Source organism: Niveibacterium sp. COAC-50, assembly GCF_013184235.1.
In the GTDB taxonomy this organism is placed as follows: Bacteria; Pseudomonadota; Gammaproteobacteria; order Burkholderiales; family Rhodocyclaceae; genus Niveibacterium; species Niveibacterium microcysteis.
Genome location: NZ_JABCJM010000004.1, coordinates 310,578 through 327,467 on the forward strand (window position 1 = coordinate 310,578; position 16,890 = coordinate 327,467).

At 66.3% G+C, this 16,890-nt stretch carries 10 protein-coding genes; 1 reads left to right on the forward strand and 9 read right to left on the reverse strand.

The genetic code is table 11. The features are described 5' to 3' along the window. Positions 1–72: 72 nt before the first annotated feature. The 8 genes from ppdK to HH302_RS16985 form a co-directional block, all read right to left on the reverse strand. Positions 73–2,865 carry a pyruvate, phosphate dikinase gene (ppdK, locus tag HH302_RS16950; protein ID WP_172203431.1) on the reverse strand — a complete coding sequence of 931 codons (2,793 nt, stop codon included), beginning with the start codon at positions 2,863–2,865 and terminating at the stop codon, positions 73–75. A 240-nt stretch (positions 2,866–3,105) separates the two neighbouring features. After that, positions 3,106–6,606: a P-loop NTPase fold protein gene (locus tag HH302_RS16955; protein ID WP_172203432.1), complete on the reverse strand. Its 3,501-nt coding sequence runs from the start codon at positions 6,604–6,606 to the stop codon at positions 3,106–3,108. A gap of 101 nt (positions 6,607–6,707) precedes the next feature. Further along, complete coding sequence (locus tag HH302_RS16960) at positions 6,708–7,157, reverse strand: DUF411 domain-containing protein (protein WP_172203433.1); 450 nt, start codon at positions 7,155–7,157, stop codon at positions 6,708–6,710. 40 nt (positions 7,158–7,197) lie between these two features. Continuing rightward, a complete protein-coding gene (locus tag HH302_RS16965) occupies positions 7,198–8,259 on the reverse strand; it encodes an AI-2E family transporter (protein WP_172203434.1) in 1,062 nt (353 codons plus the stop codon). A 61-nt stretch (positions 8,260–8,320) separates the two neighbouring features. Further along, positions 8,321–9,493, reverse strand: coding sequence for a GGDEF domain-containing protein (locus HH302_RS16970; RefSeq protein ID WP_172203435.1), 1,173 nt, complete (start codon positions 9,491–9,493; stop codon positions 8,321–8,323). After that, the gene (locus HH302_RS16975; RefSeq protein WP_172203436.1) at positions 9,486–12,065 is read right to left on the reverse strand and encodes an ATP-binding protein; all 2,580 of its coding nucleotides are present in this window, start codon (positions 12,063–12,065) and stop codon (positions 9,486–9,488) included. Before HH302_RS16975 ends, HH302_RS16970 begins: the two co-directional genes overlap by 8 nt. 77 nt (positions 12,066–12,142) lie before the next feature. After that, the gene (locus tag HH302_RS16980) at positions 12,143–12,919 is read right to left on the reverse strand and encodes an ABC transporter substrate-binding protein (RefSeq protein ID WP_172203437.1); all 777 of its coding nucleotides are present in this window, start codon (positions 12,917–12,919) and stop codon (positions 12,143–12,145) included. 96 nt (positions 12,920–13,015) lie between these two features. Continuing rightward, entirely contained in the window at positions 13,016–14,080 is a 1,065-nt protein-coding gene (locus HH302_RS16985) for an ABC transporter ATP-binding protein (protein WP_172203438.1), read from the reverse strand. Positions 14,081–14,110: 30 nt separating this feature from the next. On the opposite strand from HH302_RS16985, the gene HH302_RS16990 reads away from it, so the two are divergent. Then, complete coding sequence (locus tag HH302_RS16990) at positions 14,111–15,748, forward strand: iron ABC transporter permease (protein ID WP_172203439.1); 1,638 nt, start codon at positions 14,111–14,113, stop codon at positions 15,746–15,748. 58 nt (positions 15,749–15,806) lie between these two features. Here HH302_RS16990 and HH302_RS16995 read toward each other — a convergent pair whose 3' ends face one another. Further along, positions 15,807–16,820, reverse strand: a complete 1,014-nt coding sequence (locus HH302_RS16995) for a Fe(3+) ABC transporter substrate-binding protein (RefSeq protein WP_172203440.1) — start codon at positions 16,818–16,820, stop codon at positions 15,807–15,809. Between the last annotated feature and the right edge of the window lie 70 nt (positions 16,821–16,890).

Here is a 16,890-nt window from a genome sequence, read left to right on the forward strand (position 1 = left end):
CGGTTCGTCAGCGCAAAAAAAGAAGCGCGTCCGGCCGTAGTCGGAACGCGCTCACTCTCCTTCCAAAACGGTCTAGTCGAACACGCTCGTGCTGTACTCCTTCTCGCGCAACTTCGCCTGTGCCGCGGCGAGGCGAGCGATCGGCACCCGCGGCGCGGAGCACGACACATAGTTCAGGCCGATTGCATGGCAGAAGCGCACGGAATCCGGCTGGCCGCCCTGCTCGCCGCAGATGCCCACCTTCAGATCTGGGCGAGCTTCACGCCCCCACTGCACGGCCATCTGCATCAGGCGACCAACCCCTTTGACGTCCAGCACCTCGAATGGGTTTTCGCGCAGGATCTTGGACTCCTGATAGAAGGGCAGGAACTTGTTCTCCGCGTCCTCGCGCGAGAACGAGAAGGTGGCCTGGGTCAGGTCGTTGGTGCCGAAGCTGAAGAACTCGGCCACGCGTGCAAGGCTGCCAGCCCGCACGCAGGCGCGCACCACCTCGATCATCGTGCCGAAGCGCACATGCGGGCGTTCACCCAGCAGCGCCGCGACGCGGTCGAGTTCGGTGTCGAAGATCGCCTTCACGCGAACCAGCTCTTCCTTGGTGCATACCTGCGGCACCATGATCTCGGCGTTGACCGTCACGCCTTCGCGCAAGCTGCCCGCCGCCGCTTCGAAGAGCGCACGGATCTGCATCGTGTAGATCTCGGGATTGGTCAGCCCGAGACGCACGCCGCGATGGCCGAGCATCGGGTTCACTTCGTGCAAGGCATGCACCTTGCGCAGCATCGCCTCACGCCGCGCGATCAGGGCATCGAAACGGTGCTGCTGCTCGTACTGCACCAGGTTCGCGTTGAGGTGATCGAGGCTGTCCACATACGCGTGATGCAGCTCGGGGTCGAGCATGCGCAGCGTTTCCGGCAGCTCGTTCATGCCGCGTACCGCACGTTTGAGGTTGCGCAGGTGATCGATCTCGAATTCAAGCTGCGATGCGGTTGGCAGGAATTCGTGGATCGGCGGATCGAGCAGCCGCACCGTCACCGGCAGGCCATCCATCGCGCGGAAGATGCCCTTGAAGTCTTCGCGCTGGAAGGGCAGCAGGCGATCGAGCGCGTCCTGCCGTTCTTCCGGTGTGTCGGCCAGAATCATCTCCTGCACCACTGGCAGACGGCCGGGGTCGTTGAACATGCGCTCGGTACGGCACAGGCCGATACCCACTGCGCCGAAGCGGCGCGCGCGCGCTGCATCGTTTGGCGTGTCGGCATTGGCGCGCACCTTCAGTGTCGCGGCTTCGTCGGCCCATTCAAGCAGGGTCTGCAGCTCGTCGAAAAACTCTGCTTCCACCGTCGGGATACGGCCGGCGTAGACCTTGCCGGTGCTGCCATCGATCGTGATCACATCGCCTTCGACAAACTCCGCGTCACCGACGCGCGCCTTGCGCGCATGCACATCGATCTGGATCGCGGCGCAACCGGATACGCAGGGCTTGCCCATGCCGCGCGCGACAACTGCCGCATGCGATGTCTTGCCGCCGCGCGCAGTCAGGATGCCCTGCGCAGCGAAGAAGCCATGGATGTCTTCCGGCTTGGTCTCCTCACGCACCAGGACGATCTTCTCGCCAAGCTTGCCGCGCGCTTCCGCGGTATCCGCATCGAACACGACGCGCCCGGATGCGGCACCTGGCGAGGCCGGCAGCCCGGTCGCGAGCGCCACTGCATTGGCGCCAGGTGCGAGCGTGGGCACCATCAGCTGTTCAAGCAGGGCCGGGTTCACACGCAGCAGCGCCTGCTCGCGAGTGATCACGCCCTCGCTGGCCATCTCGACCGAGGTCACCACCATCGCGCGGGCGTTCATCTTGCCGTTGCGCGTCTGCAGCGCGTAGAGGCGGCCCTTCTCGATCGTGAATTCGAAGTCCTGCACTTCCTTGTAGTGGGCTTCGAGCTTGTTGCGCAGCTCCATCAACTCGGCGTGCAGGCGGGGCATCTCCTGCTGCATTTCGGCGATCGGCTTGGGCGTGCGGATGCCGGCAACCACATCTTCGCCCTGCGCGTTCGTGAGGTATTCGCCGAAGATCACGTTCTCGCCGGTGGCCGGGTTGCGCGTGAAGCCCACACCGGTGGCCGAGTCGTTGCCCATGTTGCCGAACACCATCGTGCACACGTTGACCGCGGTGCCGTTGGCCATCTCGGGAGTGATCTTGAATTGCCGCCGATAATCGACCGCGCGTTTGCCCATCCAGGACCGGAACACGGCGGCGATCGCCATCTCCAGCTGCTGCATCGGATCGGTCGGGAACGGATGGCCGGTGTGCTGCTCGACAATGCCGATATAGGTCTGCGCCAGATCCTTCAATTGCGGCGCGGTGAGGTCCACGTCCTGCGCGGCACCCACCTTCGCCTTCAAGGCGTTCATCGCCTCGTCGAAGAGTTCGTCCGGCACACCCAGCGCGATCTTGCCGTAGAGCTGGACGAAGCGGCGCCAGGCGTCATAGCCGAAGCGCGGGTTGTCGGTCTGGTGGATCAGCCCTTCCAGCGTCGCGGGGTTGAGGCCCAGGTTGAGGATCGTGTCCATCATGCCGGGCATCGACATCGCAGAGCCCGATCGCACCGACACCAGCAGCGGATTCGTCGCGGAGCCAAAGCCCTTGCCGGTCTTCTGTTCGAGTTCGCGCATCGCCGCGCGCACTTCGTCCATCACGCCGTTGGGCAGCACGTCGTGCTCGAGATAGGCGAGGCAGGCTTCGGTGGTGATCGTGAACCCGGGCGGAACATTCAGCCCGATCTGCGTCATCTCGGCAAGGTTTGCGCCCTTGCCGCCGAGCAACATCTTGTTCTTGCCGTCGCCGCATTCGAACGAATAGACATAGGTGGTCATGGCTCCCTCTCCCTGAAGGGCACCTGACACCATCTGGCCGTCCTGGCGTTGGACGTGGGGGGCGAATTCGGAGACTGAGCCCCGGCGCGTGCGAGCGTCACTGACGGTCGATCCGTCAGGCGCCAGTTGGCGTGATGACGAAACACCGTTGCGCTGACGATAGTCCTCGGGTTGGCCGCCCCTTTTAAGCGAGGTCAACAGTCAGATGTAAGACCTGATTCAATCGCATGGCTCATTGCGCTACATCTTCGCGACCGGCGCCCCGGTCGGTGCCGTGGATGGCGCCGCCTCCATCCGCACGCCGGTCGCCAGTCGGCGGAACTGCGGCACGAAGCTGCGCACAGCGGCCAGATCAAAACGCTTGGCATGCGCGTCGAATGCCGCCTTCAGCGCGTCACGCAACTCGGTCGATTCGACGCGCGCAAGGACTTCGGCCGGGCTGCCGGCCGACTCCCAGCCCGCCACTGCTTTGTCGAGCGCACCGATTGCGACCAGTTCCGGCGACGGATCGCTGCTCGCCAGCGGCACGAGCGCCTCGTGGCGTCGCAGCAACCACATGCGCAGTTCGTCGCGCAGCGTGGGCGCGCGGCGGCTGTTGCGCGCCATCATTGCGAGGTAGCGCACGCGGTTCTGGTAGCGCTTCACCGCGCGCGGCGTGCGCAGCGCCGTCGCAACCACCGGATTCCAGATTGCCAGCGCGTCGCGGAAGGCAGGCGAATCGCGCACCACCGGGCTTGGGCGCCGCACCAGGCCGAGGCCCGCCATCACGGTCGTGATCAGCAACAGCAGCGCTGCGCTGCCCCACGCCTTCTGCGGCGTTGTGGCCGCGATGAAGAACACCGGCCCCTGTGGCTGCTCGGTCGGCAGCGCTACGCTCGCTGCCGGCGGCTTCGCAGATGCCGGCGTGCCCGCCACGACCTTGACCACCGGTGCCGATGCAAGATCAGGCGTGCGCTGCACCGCCGCAGGCAGTTGTGAGCCCAACCATGCGCCCGCCCAGATCGCACAAACACCGATCAGTACCGGCCACAAACGACACACGCGGCGCGCGGCCTGGGGCAGCGCGAAGCCGGTGGCGTCTGCGCGATCTTCATCCTGCAGATGGGCACTACGTGTCGGGTCAAGCCTCGGAACCGGCACCTCGATGTTGATGAGCTTTTCGAGGTACTGCTGCGCGTATTCACGCCGCACCCGGCGTGCGCGCGCATCCTTGTCCTCGCCCGGCAACTCGGCCGCGGCCTTGGCGCTTTCGGCTTCGACCAGTTCATGCGCGACCTTCTCGAACGCGAGCCCGACGCAGGCTTCGACGCGCGCACGGGCCATGCCGAGCACCACGTACACGCGCCCGGACGAAACGAGGAAGTTCACCGCCTCCATCACCTCAAGCACGGCTTCAGGTTTGCAGCGATCAAGGTCGTCGATCAGGACCAGCATCGTGCGCGGTTCCAGCGCGGCAGTCACCTCACCAAACTGCTCTGCGAACTTCTGCCGGAAGCTCGCCTGGGAACCGAGATCCTTCACCGAGGCGCGCGACGAGATCGACGCCGCGAGCGAGGCCGGGTCCACGCCGAATGCCCGCATCCGCAGCAGCGCGCCAACCAGCGGGGCGAACGCACCGGCCGCAAGGCCCATCGCACGCAGGCGAGACACGAAGGAATCCGGGTCAGGTTTGACCTTGTCGTCGCTCAGCGCGAACCACAGGTCGTTGGCGAGCGTGAGCCAGTTGTCGAGCACCGTGCCGGGGTGGGTCAAGGTCCACCCGAACAGCCCGACCGAGAACGCCACCGCGAGCGACATCGGCCAGTAGCGGCGGCCGCGGGTCCACAGCAGACGCACGCGATATTCGAAGCCCTCGAGACTCAACCAGCCGGGAATCGCCTGATCGCGAATGGACGTCAGCAGCGCCGCCAGCAGCGCCTCTTCCTTCTGATGGTGCCAGGCGTTGAACCACACGCAGCGCACACCGAAGCGCGACAGATCCTCCTTCAAGAGCCCCATCAAGGAACTCTTGCCGCTCCCCCAATCGCCGGTGATCGCGATCGTCAGCGGCGCATCGGTCTTCTCGTTGCGCAGGAAGGCCGACAACCCCCACGCCAGCGGCGCAAAGTCGAGGCGGTCCTCGCGTGCGGCGGCGAGGGGCTTGTCGGACACGAAAGCGTCCGCCGCCGTGTCGGTCACTGCGTTCGACTGTGGTGGCGGGCGTCGCAGCGCGGCGGCGGCGAGCCCCAGCAAGCCAACCACCCATGCCACCCACAGCCAAGGCGCCGGCCAACGCTGGTAGCGCGCCCCCTGCGGCTGCCAGTGCAGCCCGCCATCCAGCGTGGTGTAACGAATGCCGCCGGCACCGACGGCGCTGCCCGCACCCCCGGCCGTGACACGGATCTCGCGCAGCGCCCCCACCGCGCCGGCCGACAGCGCCTGCCACTGGGCTGCCCCCTGCAGCTGGCGGAAGATGCTGCCGGACTCGCCCACGGCGAACATGCGACCACCACCACTGCGTACCGCACGCAGTGCCACATCCGGCACTTGGGTGCCAACCGGGGCACCCAAGGCATAGGGCAGGGCCGCGCTACGCACCAACCAGACACCGCGTTGCCCACCCCAGGTTTCGCCATCGGCACGCAGTTGCAGGATGCGGCCGCGGCCACCGAGTGGGGCAGCCGCTTCGCGCCAACTCGCACCGCCGTCGACACTGTCGAAGATGCGAGCCCCCTGCGTGAGCATCAGCACCCGTCCGCTCGCTGCGTCGATCGCGGCGTCCGCCAGCGCGCCCAACTCGGCACGCACACGCCAGCTGTTGCTCGCGGCCTCGAATAGATACAACGCCCCGCTGCGACTCACCATCCATTGCTGCCCGTCGGGCCGCAGCGCTACGGCCAGGATGGCGCTGCCGATCTTTACCAGCGGTTCCCAGTTGGTGCCGCCGTCCCGGGTGCCGAACAAAGTCCCGTCGGCGGCGCCCAGCAAGCCGCGCCGCCCGCTCGCATCGAAGGCGATCGTGTTCAGATCGGGAGGCAATACCACCACAGGGCGTTCGGCCGCGCGCTGCGGTGCCGATTGCACCGCGGCGGGTGCGACTTGCTGCTGTACCGGCGGCGGTGTGACGGTGGTTGGGGCGTCTCCCGCCTTCGGGTTCTTGCGCGGCGCGGCGTTCGGCGATACCGGCTCGCCCAGCAAGCGGATCTCGCTCTCGTTCAACAGGGGCCCTACGACACCGCCCTGCGCCTTGTCGGGCGCCTTGCTCTGCAGCGCGCTGTCGATCGGTTGCTGCGCGGATTGTTGTTTCGGATCGTAGGCGTTTGCGGCGGCGTTCGCGCTGCCAATCACGCCGAGCCATGCCCCCTTGGCGGCCGATCTTTCGCTGCCGGGCTCCGGCGCGCTGGTGTCACCCGGCAAGCGCTGGCGCGACCAACTGGCACCGGCGTCGATGGAATGCAGGATCAGACCGGCGTCGCCGACCACCCAGAGTTGCTCACCATCGCTGGCGACATGCAGGCCACGCAAGGTGCCGCCGATCAGTGGCAAGCGCAGCGCGGCGTTGCGCTCGACTGGATAACGCCACCAATCCAGCGTCATGAACTCCGGTGCGGTGAGCGGATCGGGCCGCAGCGACTGGGTAAGCCCGAGCGCGGTGCTCGCCACCAGCCACACGAGGCTGAACACGAACAGCACGCCGCGTGCGGAAACGCGCGAACCGCTTGATGCCGTGCCCGATGCGGGCGCCGCGTCGCCTTTGAGCATGTGTGCGTCTGCCGGGGAGGGGATTCTCCAAGCTAGACCCGATGCTCACGGAATGCAAAGCGAAACAACGCCGCCACGCCGCGCGGCCGCGGGAAACGCGCTTACTGCGGACGTGTACCGACGTAGCGGGCGTACGGCTTCAGCGCGCCTTCGCGCGTGAAGCTGACGACCTCGTACGGCGGCTCGGCGCCGCCTTCCATGCCGGGTGAGCCAGCCGGCATACCCGGCGCAGCGATGCCGGTGACCTTTGGCTTCTCGGCAAGCAGGCGTTTGACGCTGGCAGCGGGAACATGCCCCTCGACAACATAGCCCCCGACAGTGGCGGTGTGGCAGGACGCGGCGGCGGCCGGCACGCCAAGGCGCCGCTTGATCGCGTCCATGTCCTCGACTGGTTTCTCGGTCACCTTGAAGCCGGCCTGCCGCATATGCGCGGCCCATCCGCCGCAGCAACCGCATGACGGATTCTTGTAGCTGATTACTTCGGGCAGCGGCGCAGCCACGGCCACGCCGACGAGTGCGGCAAGAGTGAGGGCGATCAGTGCGTGCTTCATCTTAGTGCTCCGTTCGTTTGCATGGCGGCAGATCGCAGTGTCAGTGCGCGGTGGCGTCGCGCAACTTGAGCCAGCGCTGCGTCAGACTGATCCCTAGCGCGAGCAGCGTCGGGCCGAGGAATAGTCCAACGAGACCAAACGCCAGCACGCCGCCGAACACCCCGAGCACCGCGACCAGCAGCGGCAGGCTCGAAGTGCGCGCGATCAGCAATGGCTTGACGATGTTGTCGACCGAGCTGATCGCCAGCACGCCGTACAACACCATGAAGATCGCCCAACCCAGCTCGCCACGGTCGTAAAGCCACAGCGCCGCACCCCCCCACACCAGGGGCGGACCGACCGGCACCATCGACAGCAGGAAGACCAGCGAGGCCAGCAACACCGGCGCAGGCACGCCAGCGATCGTGAAGCCGAGCGCCGCGACAAGCGCCTGGGCGAGCGCGGTGCCAACCATGCCCAGCATCACGCCGAATACCGTCTTCTGTGCAGTGGTGAGCAGCTCGCGGCCCGTCTCGCCGTAGAGTCGTTCGACCATGCGTTCGATTGCATCACGCAGCGCCAGACCGTCGCGGTACAGGAAGAACAGTACGAACACCGCGAGCGACACCTGTACGACACCCACACCGAGCGCAGCGATGACCTTCAAACCGAATGCACGCGCCGGCTCCATGAGCTTCTGCCCGAGGCCGACCATGGCTTCGCGGCTGCTCAGGAGTGCCTGCAGGTAGGTCGCCAACGAGTCCCCCAGCAGCGGCAGGCTACGCACCCATTGCGGTACTTGCAGCGGGCCGTTGTCCAGACGCAGCCGAATCAGGCCGAACAGCCACTGGAACCCATCGGCCGCCGAACTGGTGACCACCACCACCGGCACCACGATCGCCAGCACGCAGGCGATACACATCACGGCCGCCGCCACCGCGCGCCGACCGCGCAGCACGGACAGCACGCGCGCGTAGAGCGGCCAGGTCGACAGCGCCACCACCGTGGCAAACAGGATCGTGACGATGAAGGGGGCGAGCACGAGCCAGCAGCCGGCGACGAGGCCGATTGTCAGCGCAAGCTGCGCGAAGTTTTCAAAACGCTGGGCGGGATGTGTGGACATGGGCTCACCGGCCGGGGGTAAGCGTCGATCTTACCGGCCGCAGCGACGTACCGCGCGGGGCTCAGTCAAGTTCGCGCACGCCAGCGGTGCCGTCCGGGTTGCGACGCGCATGGTCGAGCGCCGCTTCGGCACTGAGCATCAAGGCGTCGGTCGTCGACTCGCTGCGCACGGAACAGGCAACCCCGGCACAGGCGGCGATCTCGATGTCGAAGTGGCCGAGTTCGAGCGGGCTGAGGCTGATCTCCAGCACGATGTCGCGCGCCAGCCCCGCACCGATCTCCGGCCCGGCATCGGGCATCACCACGATGTAGCCCTTGCCACCCCATCGTGCGAGCAGGCAGCTGCGCGGCATCACGTTGCGGATGCAGGTGGTGACATGGCGCAGCACCGCGTCGCCCACATCGTGGCCGTACCAGTCGTTGAACTGGCGGAAGTTATCCAGATCCACCCGCACTACGGTCGTCGGCCGACCGCGTGGTGCATTGCGCTCGAGCGCCGCTTCGATCGCCTCGTCGGCGGCAAGGCGGTTGGGCAGGCCGGTCAGCAAGTCTTCACGGCGAGCGTTCTCGCGCAGGCGTTGAAGCGCACGCTCGCCGAGCAGCATCATGCACATCAGGATGCCCAGCACCAGTGTGATCATCACCACCACCAGCAGCAAGGGCTGCAGCGGCGAGTCGGTATAGAAGCGGTCGAAGTCGTCGCGGAACACCCATACCGACGCGGCGCGCAAGGCAAGGGTCGCGGCCAGAACACCGAGGGTGACGATCAACCCCAGGGTCACGACCGAGCGGCGCAGGCGCAGGCTGCAATACAGTTCCCACAAGGTCAGCAAGACCGTGACCAAGAGGCCGACGCTGAGTACCGCGACACGCCCGATCAAACTGGGCATCGCGAAGGTGTACCAGACCGACGCGATGAAGCTGCACGCCAGCACCGCGCCGATATAGGGCAGACGCGCGTGACGATCGATCAGGCGACAGAGCCCGACGTGTATCAGCCCCTGACTGGCGAGCGTGCCAAAGTTGCCCAGCACGATCGCGAGCGACAACCACGCCGGCCCGAGCACGCGCAGCGCACTCGCCGCTGAACCACACGCCAGCATCAGGCAGGCCCACGCAATCGGGCGCGCACCGCGCATCAGCGGATCGAAACCACGAATGAAGACGCGCAGCATCAGCCCCATGCACAGCGCGACCAGCGTGGTGGCAAAGAGAATCGACGTGAGATCAAGCATCGCTGGCCACCGTTTCGCGCTGCGGCAACCAGCGCGAAAGCACTTCCAGCAGGGTCTTGAGCACCACCGGTTTGGCGAGGAAGTCATCCATGCCGGCGGCAAAGCACTGCGCACGGTTCTCGGCGAAGGCGTTGGCGGTCAGCGCGACGATCGGCACGCGTTCGCGACCGAGCGAGGACTCCCATTCCCGGATGCGCCGCGTCGCCGCGAAGCCGTCGAGCACCGGCATCTGGCAGTCCATCAGGATCAGATCCGGCGAGTGACCCTGTGCGAGCAGGTCTGCCGCCTGCAGTCCGTCGCCGGCAACCATCACGCGATAGTGCCGATGCAGCAGCATCGTCTCGATCACCTTGGCGTTGGTCGGACTGTCTTCCACCACCAGGATGAGTGGCGCCTCATCCTCGCCGTGTGAATGCGGCAGCGACTGCAATGCCGGGCGCAGCGCCGGGCTGGCGGCGGCGGCCGCGCCATGCAATCGCGCCTGGATGCGGAACCAGAAGCAGGCGCCCTCGCCGGGCTCGCTCCTCACGCCCACATCGCCATCCATCAGCAGAGCAAGACTGCGCACGATGGAAAGCCCCAGTCCGCTGCCACCCGCCGAACGGGTCGCCGCGGTGTCGACCTGACTGAACGGCTGAAACAGCATGCCAAGTTTGTCCGGTGCGATGCCGATGCCGCAGTCGGTCACCGCAAAGCGCAATTGCACGGTATCGGACTCACGCGACAGCACTTCGCCCTCGACGCGAATCACACCGCGGACACTGAACTTGATCGCGTTGCTGATCAGGTTCGAGAGCATCTGGCGCAGACGTACCGGATCGAGCCAGAAGGTATCCAGCGCATCGCCCGACCAATGCGTTTCGATGGAGAGGCCCTTGCGTTGCGCGGCATCAGCAAACAGCGCCGAGGTCTCGTCGAGCAGTACGGCCGGCATGCACGCAGTCGGGTTGAGGTCCATCCGCCCCGCCTCCACGCGCGACAGGTCGAGGATGTCGTTGAGCAAGGTGAGCAGCGTTTCGCCGGAGCTCAGCACGGTGCGGGCGTACTCCTCGCGTTCGGCGTCGCTCAGGTCCGGCATCTGCAGCAACTGCGCCATGCCGAGGATGCCGTTCATCGGCGTGCGGATCTCGTGCGACATGGTGGCGAGGAAGTGGCTCTTCGCGCGGTTGGCGGTTTCGGCCGCCTCTTTTGCAGAGCGCAGCGCGGCCTCGCTGCGATGGCGCTCGGTCACATCGTTGAACGTGCCGATGTAGTTGCACACGCGCCCCTGGGCATCCTTCACCGCCGAAATCGCGAGATGCTCCGGGTACAGCTCGCCGGACCGGCGACGATTGATCAGTTCGCCCTGCCAGCGGCCCTCGCGGTTGATCGTTTGCCACAGCTCGCGGTAGAAGTCCGCCTCGTGCAGGCCCGACGACAGCACATGCGGCGTACGGCCGACCACTTCGCCTTCGGTGTAGCCGGTGATCTGCGTGAAGGCGCGGTTGACACGCAGGATCCGGCACTGCGGATCGGTGATCATGATGCCGTCGAAAGCGGCGTCGAACACACTGGCCGCCAGCTCCAGCGCATCCCGCGCGGCCATCTGCTCACGCTCGCGGCGCACCTGCAGCCGGTGCACCAAGCCGCCGAACACCAGCACGAACACCAGGGCGCCGATGCTCATCGCGGCGAGGTTGCCCATCTCGCGGCGCCAGTCGTGCAGGATCGTGTCCTGCGTGAAGCGGACCTGCAGGACCAGCGGATAGAGCCGCGAAGCATGGTATGCGCGGGACACCGCAGGGTCGGCCCCCGTGGCGAGGCCGATCTCGCGGTCCAGCAGCAGCTTGCTGAAAAGTGGGTCCGCGGACTGGTCGGTGCCGGGCGCCGCTTGCTCAGGTGCGGTCGACAGAAGCATCAAGCCGTCGTAACGCGACACCGACACGAGAAAGTCCTCACGCGCAGCAGCGCTGGCCAGCTGATTGACGAAGTAATCGGGATTGATCGTTGCAACGACGTATCCCTCGTCATGAGCATCGACCAGCGGCCGCGCGACGGTAAAGAAATACGCCGATGCGCGCGCATCGACCGGGCCCGGCGACGGCTCGCCGTCGCCCAGGTCGCGCCCGATCCACACGCCGGAAACGCGCAACAGCGTCGCGTCGCTGGCGCCGCCGATCGCCCTCACCGCCGCCGCGTCGAGTCTGCGCCCGCGCACCCCAGGCGCAGAGCTGGCGAGGATGCGGCCATCCTTGGCAACGATCGCGAGCGAACGAATCGCCGGCAAGCCGTTGATCGCGCCCTGCAATTGGGCCTCGAAGGCATCCGCCTGATTGCCCGGCTGTTCGCGCCAGCCGACCAGGCTTGCGTCGAGCTGGCGGTCGATCATCTGCATCATCAACGTGACCTGATACTCGCCCACGCGGGCCACGTTGCTCGCGAGCGTACGATGCGTGAGCACCGCCTCGTTGCGCAGCCGGTTGGCGTGATACAGCACCGCGATCAGGCCGAACAGGCAGAAGGCGACCAGCACCGCACCGATGCCACGCGGCAGGCGTATCGCGCGCAAGCCCTGTCGCGGCTCAGTGCTCATCGCCAACTCCAGCACAGCTGCGGCGTGGGTCGGAACGCCATGCCGGCGAGCGCAGAAGGTTGATTTGCGACACCCGATCAGTCCTTGATCATCATCGGCTCAAGCCCGTACCGCTGCGCGGCGGCGAGGAGCCGGCCATCCGCGCGGATGGCGCTGACAAAGGCGTCCACACGCTGCAGCCAGGCGCTGTCGCCCTGCTTCACCGCGTAGGCGGCATTCACCATGAAGTAAGGCGTCGGCGGCGCAAACACGCGCACCCAGTCGTGGTTGTCGCGCATCTTGCGGGTGAAGGGAAAGTCCGACATGAACACGTCAACGCGCCCAGCCTCCAGCTCCGCCTCACGCGTCCGCGGCGGCACGATCACGACCAGCTCTGCCTGCTGCAGGCGCTCCCGCATCAGCGGCTCATGATAGGTCCCGGCAAGCACGGCGACGCGGGTGCCCGGGCGATCGATATCCTGCCAGCTCCGCACGCGCGTGTTGTGCCGCGTTGTCACCGCATAGACATCGCCGCGCAGGTAGGGCCGCGAGAGAGCGAGCTTCTCGACCCGCTGAGGCGTCACTGCCACCCCCATCATCGCGATGTCGCAGCGGTCGCCATCCAGGTCTTCGATAAAGCGGCCGAAGGTGGTGTCAACGAACTGCAAAGTCACCCCGAGGTCGCGCGCGAATTCGCGCGCCATGTCGGTATCGAGGCCGCTCAGTACGCCCGACTTCGGGTTACGGAAACTGAGTCCGTAATAGTCGGGCCAGATGCATACCCGCAGGGTCTTGCTCGCGCGAACCTTGTCCAACTGCGACGCGGCCGCCGCGCCCACCACGGGTGCTAGCAAGCCGCCGCACAGCGCCAGCATGCCGCAAACCCTCACCCCCCATCGCCACCCCAAGTGCATCACGCCTCCGCAAACACCCCAGCGTCGGCCACCGCGAAGCATGCTGCCACACCCGAATCAGTCGGACCGGAATGCGATCACATGATCCGCATCGAGGCGGATCCCGATCAGCTCACCGAGGGCATGGTTGTGGTGCGAGGGCACCAGCGAGAGCACTTCGCGTCCGCTCGCCAGACGCAGGGTGTAGAGAATATCGGCACCGCGGAACGCTTTCTGAACCACTTCCGCGCGCAAGTCGCTCGCATCGTCGTGCACCACGTCGTCCGGGCGCAACAGCAGATCCACCTGACTGTCGATTTCGCACAGCGCCCCGTCGCGCGAACACACGATCGGCTCGGCTGCACGCAGACGGCCAAGCTCGATGTCGACGCTGCGCGCATCCACCACACGGCCTGGCAGGAAGGCGCCCTGACCAACGAAATCCGCAACGAAGCGATCGCGCGGGCGGTGGTAGATGTTGTAGGGGGTGTCCCACTGGCGCAGCGTGCCCTCGGCCATCACGCCCACTTCGTCGGCCATCGCGAAGGCTTCATGCTGGTCGTGCGTCACCAGCAAGGCCGTCGCGCCTTCGCGCTTCAGGATGTCGCGCACCTCGGCGGCGATCCGTTCGCGCAAATCGACGTCAAGACTTGAAAACGGCTCGTCGAGCAACACAAGCTGCGGTCTCGGTGCGAGAGCCCGAGCCAGCGCCACGCGCTGCTGCTGACCACCCGAGAGCTCATGCGGGTAGGCCGCGCCGTACCCCTGCAGGCCGACCAGTTGCAGCAACTCGGCGACACGCGCCGCGCGTGCCTCGGCCGGCAAGGCGCGGATGCCGAAGGCAATATTGCGCGACACATCGAGGTGCGGGAACAGCGCGTAGTCCTGGAACACCATGCCGATCTGACGCGCCTCGGGCGCGACGCGGTAATCGGGGGCACTGACACGCTTGCCGTCGATGCAGATCTCGCCGCCAGCAATCGGCTCGAAGCCCGCGATGCAACGTAACAGGGTGGTCTTGCCACAGCCCGAGGGCCCCAGCAGGCACGCGATGCGGCCAGCGGCGAGGCTCAGATCGACGCCATTGACGACGGTGCGCGCGCCGTAGCGCTGAACGACGGCTTTGAGTTCGAGTCGGAACATGGGTATCGATTATAATTCGCATTTGCGCCCATGCTCGCTTCGCGTTTTCTCACCCCTCTCGTCGCGATTGCCCTCGTCATCGCCTTGCTGACCGGTCTGCCGGTTGCAAGCGTGGGCCTCAACCTGCTGGTAGGTGGCACCAGCGCGACCTGGGTGCATCTGAGCGAGACGGTGCTGGGCGACTACATCGGCAATTCGCTTCGGCTGTGCGTCGGGGTCGGTTGCGGTGTCGCGATTGTCGGCACCGCGACGGCATGGCTCACGGCGATGCATGACTTCCCGGGGCGGCGCGTGTTCGAGTGGGCATTGGTGCTGCCGCTGGCGGTGCCCGCCTATGTGATGGCCTACGTCTACACCGACCTGCTGCAGTTCGTTGGGCCGGTGCAAACGGCGCTACGCAACACCTTCGGCTGGTCACACGGCGACTACTGGTTTCCGGATGTGCGCTCGCTGCCCGGCGCGATCGCGATGTTCGTCTGCGTGCTCTACCCTTACGTCTACCTGCTCGCGCGTACCGCCTTCATCGAGCGCGCCGGCGGTGTGCTGGAGGCCGCGCGTACACTGGGCCTGGGGCCGTGGCGCGCGTTCTTCAGCGTCTCGCTGCCGCTCGCGCGGCCGGCGCTCGCCGCCGGCATTACGCTGGCCTTGATGGAAACGCTGGCCGACTACGGCACCGTGGCCTACTTCGCGGTGGATACCTTTACCACCGGCATCTACCGAGCCTGGTTCTCGCTTGGTGATCGTGTAGCCTCCGCCCAGCTCGCCGCGATCCTGCTTGGCTTCGTGCTGCTGCTGATTGCGCTGGAGCGCTTCACGCGCGGTCGCGCCCGTTATCACAACGCCGGCAACCGAAACCGCCCGCCGATGCGTACCCGCTTGCGGGGCCCGGCTGCGGCAGCTGCGGTACTGGCCTGCGTGCTACCGCTGGCGGCCGGCTTCCTGCTGCCTGCGGGCCTGCTGCTGAAGATGGCACTGACCGAAGGCGACGCCCAGTTTGGCGCTCGATTCCTGACACTGGCGCGCAACAGCTTCGTGCTTGCTTCGACCACCGCCGCCCTGGCGGTGCTGCTCGCGCTGCTGCTTGCGTACTCGGCACGGGTGTCGAAGACCTGGCTGTCGCAGGGCCTCAATCGCATCGTCGGCCTCGGCTATGCGGTGCCCGGCGCGGTGATCGCGGTCGGCGTGCTGATTCCGGTCACGCGGCTCGACACCTGGCTCGGCCTGCAATGGCAACAGTGGTTTGGTCACAACCCGGGCTTGCTGCTGACCGGCGGCATCGCCGTGCTGGTCTATGCCTGCCTGGTGCGTTTTCTCGCAGTGGCACTGCAAACTGTCGAGGCGAGTCTTGCGAAGATCACGCCCAGCATGGACGAAGCAGCACGCAGCCTCGGCGACGGCGCCTTCGCGATCCTGCGCCGGGTGCACGCGCCGATCCTGCGCGGCAGCCTGCTTACCGCAGGTCTGCTGGTCTTCGTCGATGTGATGAAGGAACTGCCGGCCACGCTGGTGATGCGGCCGTTCAACTTCGACACCCTTGCCACGCAGACCTACACGCTGGCCGCGGACGAGCGCCTGACGGAAGCCTCCACTGCAGCGCTGGCGATTGTCGCCGTCGGGCTGCTGCCGCTGATCGCGCTGTCGCGCCAGATTGCGCGCACCCGCAAGTAAGCACTCACCATGAAAAAGGCCGGGGCATGCCCGGCCTTTTCCGTTCACCTGCAACCGCTCACTTGTATCCGGCACGGTCGTAGATCATCTGCGCCTTGGCCTGGTACTGCGCGAGATCCTTCACCGGCAGTTTGTCGGCCTTGAAACTGCCGAGCGTGTCGAGAGCCGGGTTCGCGATCTTGAGCCCGTCGACCACCGGCCACTCATTGTTGCCATCGGCAAAGTAGCGCTGCGCCTCGTCCGAAGCGAGGTATTCAAGGAACTTCACCGCTGCTTCACGGTGCGGCGCCGTCTTCAGCATGCCGGCGCCCGACACGTTGATATGCGTGCCGGTCGTGCCTTGGTTCGGCCATACGACGCCGATCTGCTCGATCGCCTTGCGGTCTTCAGGCTTGTCCGACCGCATCATGCGCGCGATGTAGTAGGTATTGGCCGTCGCAACCTGGCACTCGCCGGCAGCAACCGCCTTGATCTGGTCGGTATCGCCGCCCTTGGGCTGGCGTGCGAAGTTCGCCACCACGCCACGTGCCCAGGCTTCGGCCCGAGCCTCGCCCTGGTTGGCGATGATCGATGCGAGCAGCGACAGGTTGTACGGATGCGAGCCCGAGCGGCTGCAGACCTTGCCCTTGAGCGCCGGTGCGGCGAGATCGTCGTAGGTCTGCACCTGATCGCGCTTGACGCCGAGCTTGTTGAAGATGATCACGCGCGCACGGGTCGAGAAGGCGAACCAGTCTTCGGTACGCAGATGCGCCGGAATGCGGGCATTGAGTACCGGCGAGTTGACCGGCGCGAAGAGGCCGAGGTCATGCGCCTTCGCGAGCCGCGCTGCATCCACGGTGATCAGCAGATCGGCCGGGCTGTTGGCGCCCTCATTGCGGATACGCTCCAGCAATTCGTCTTCCTTGCCCTCGATCCGGTTGATCTTGATGCCGGTGAGCTTGGTGAAGTTGCTGTAGAGCGCCTCGTCGGTCTGGTAGTGACGGGCCGAGTAGAGGTTGAGGACCTTCTCCTGGGCGCCGGCGGCGGTAGCCAGCGTGGCAAGGGCGAGTGTCAGAACGGTACGGGCAAACATGGCGGTACTCCGGGAAACATCACGCCAGCACTGTACCCGTCCACGCCGCGCACGTAAATACGAATTGTTC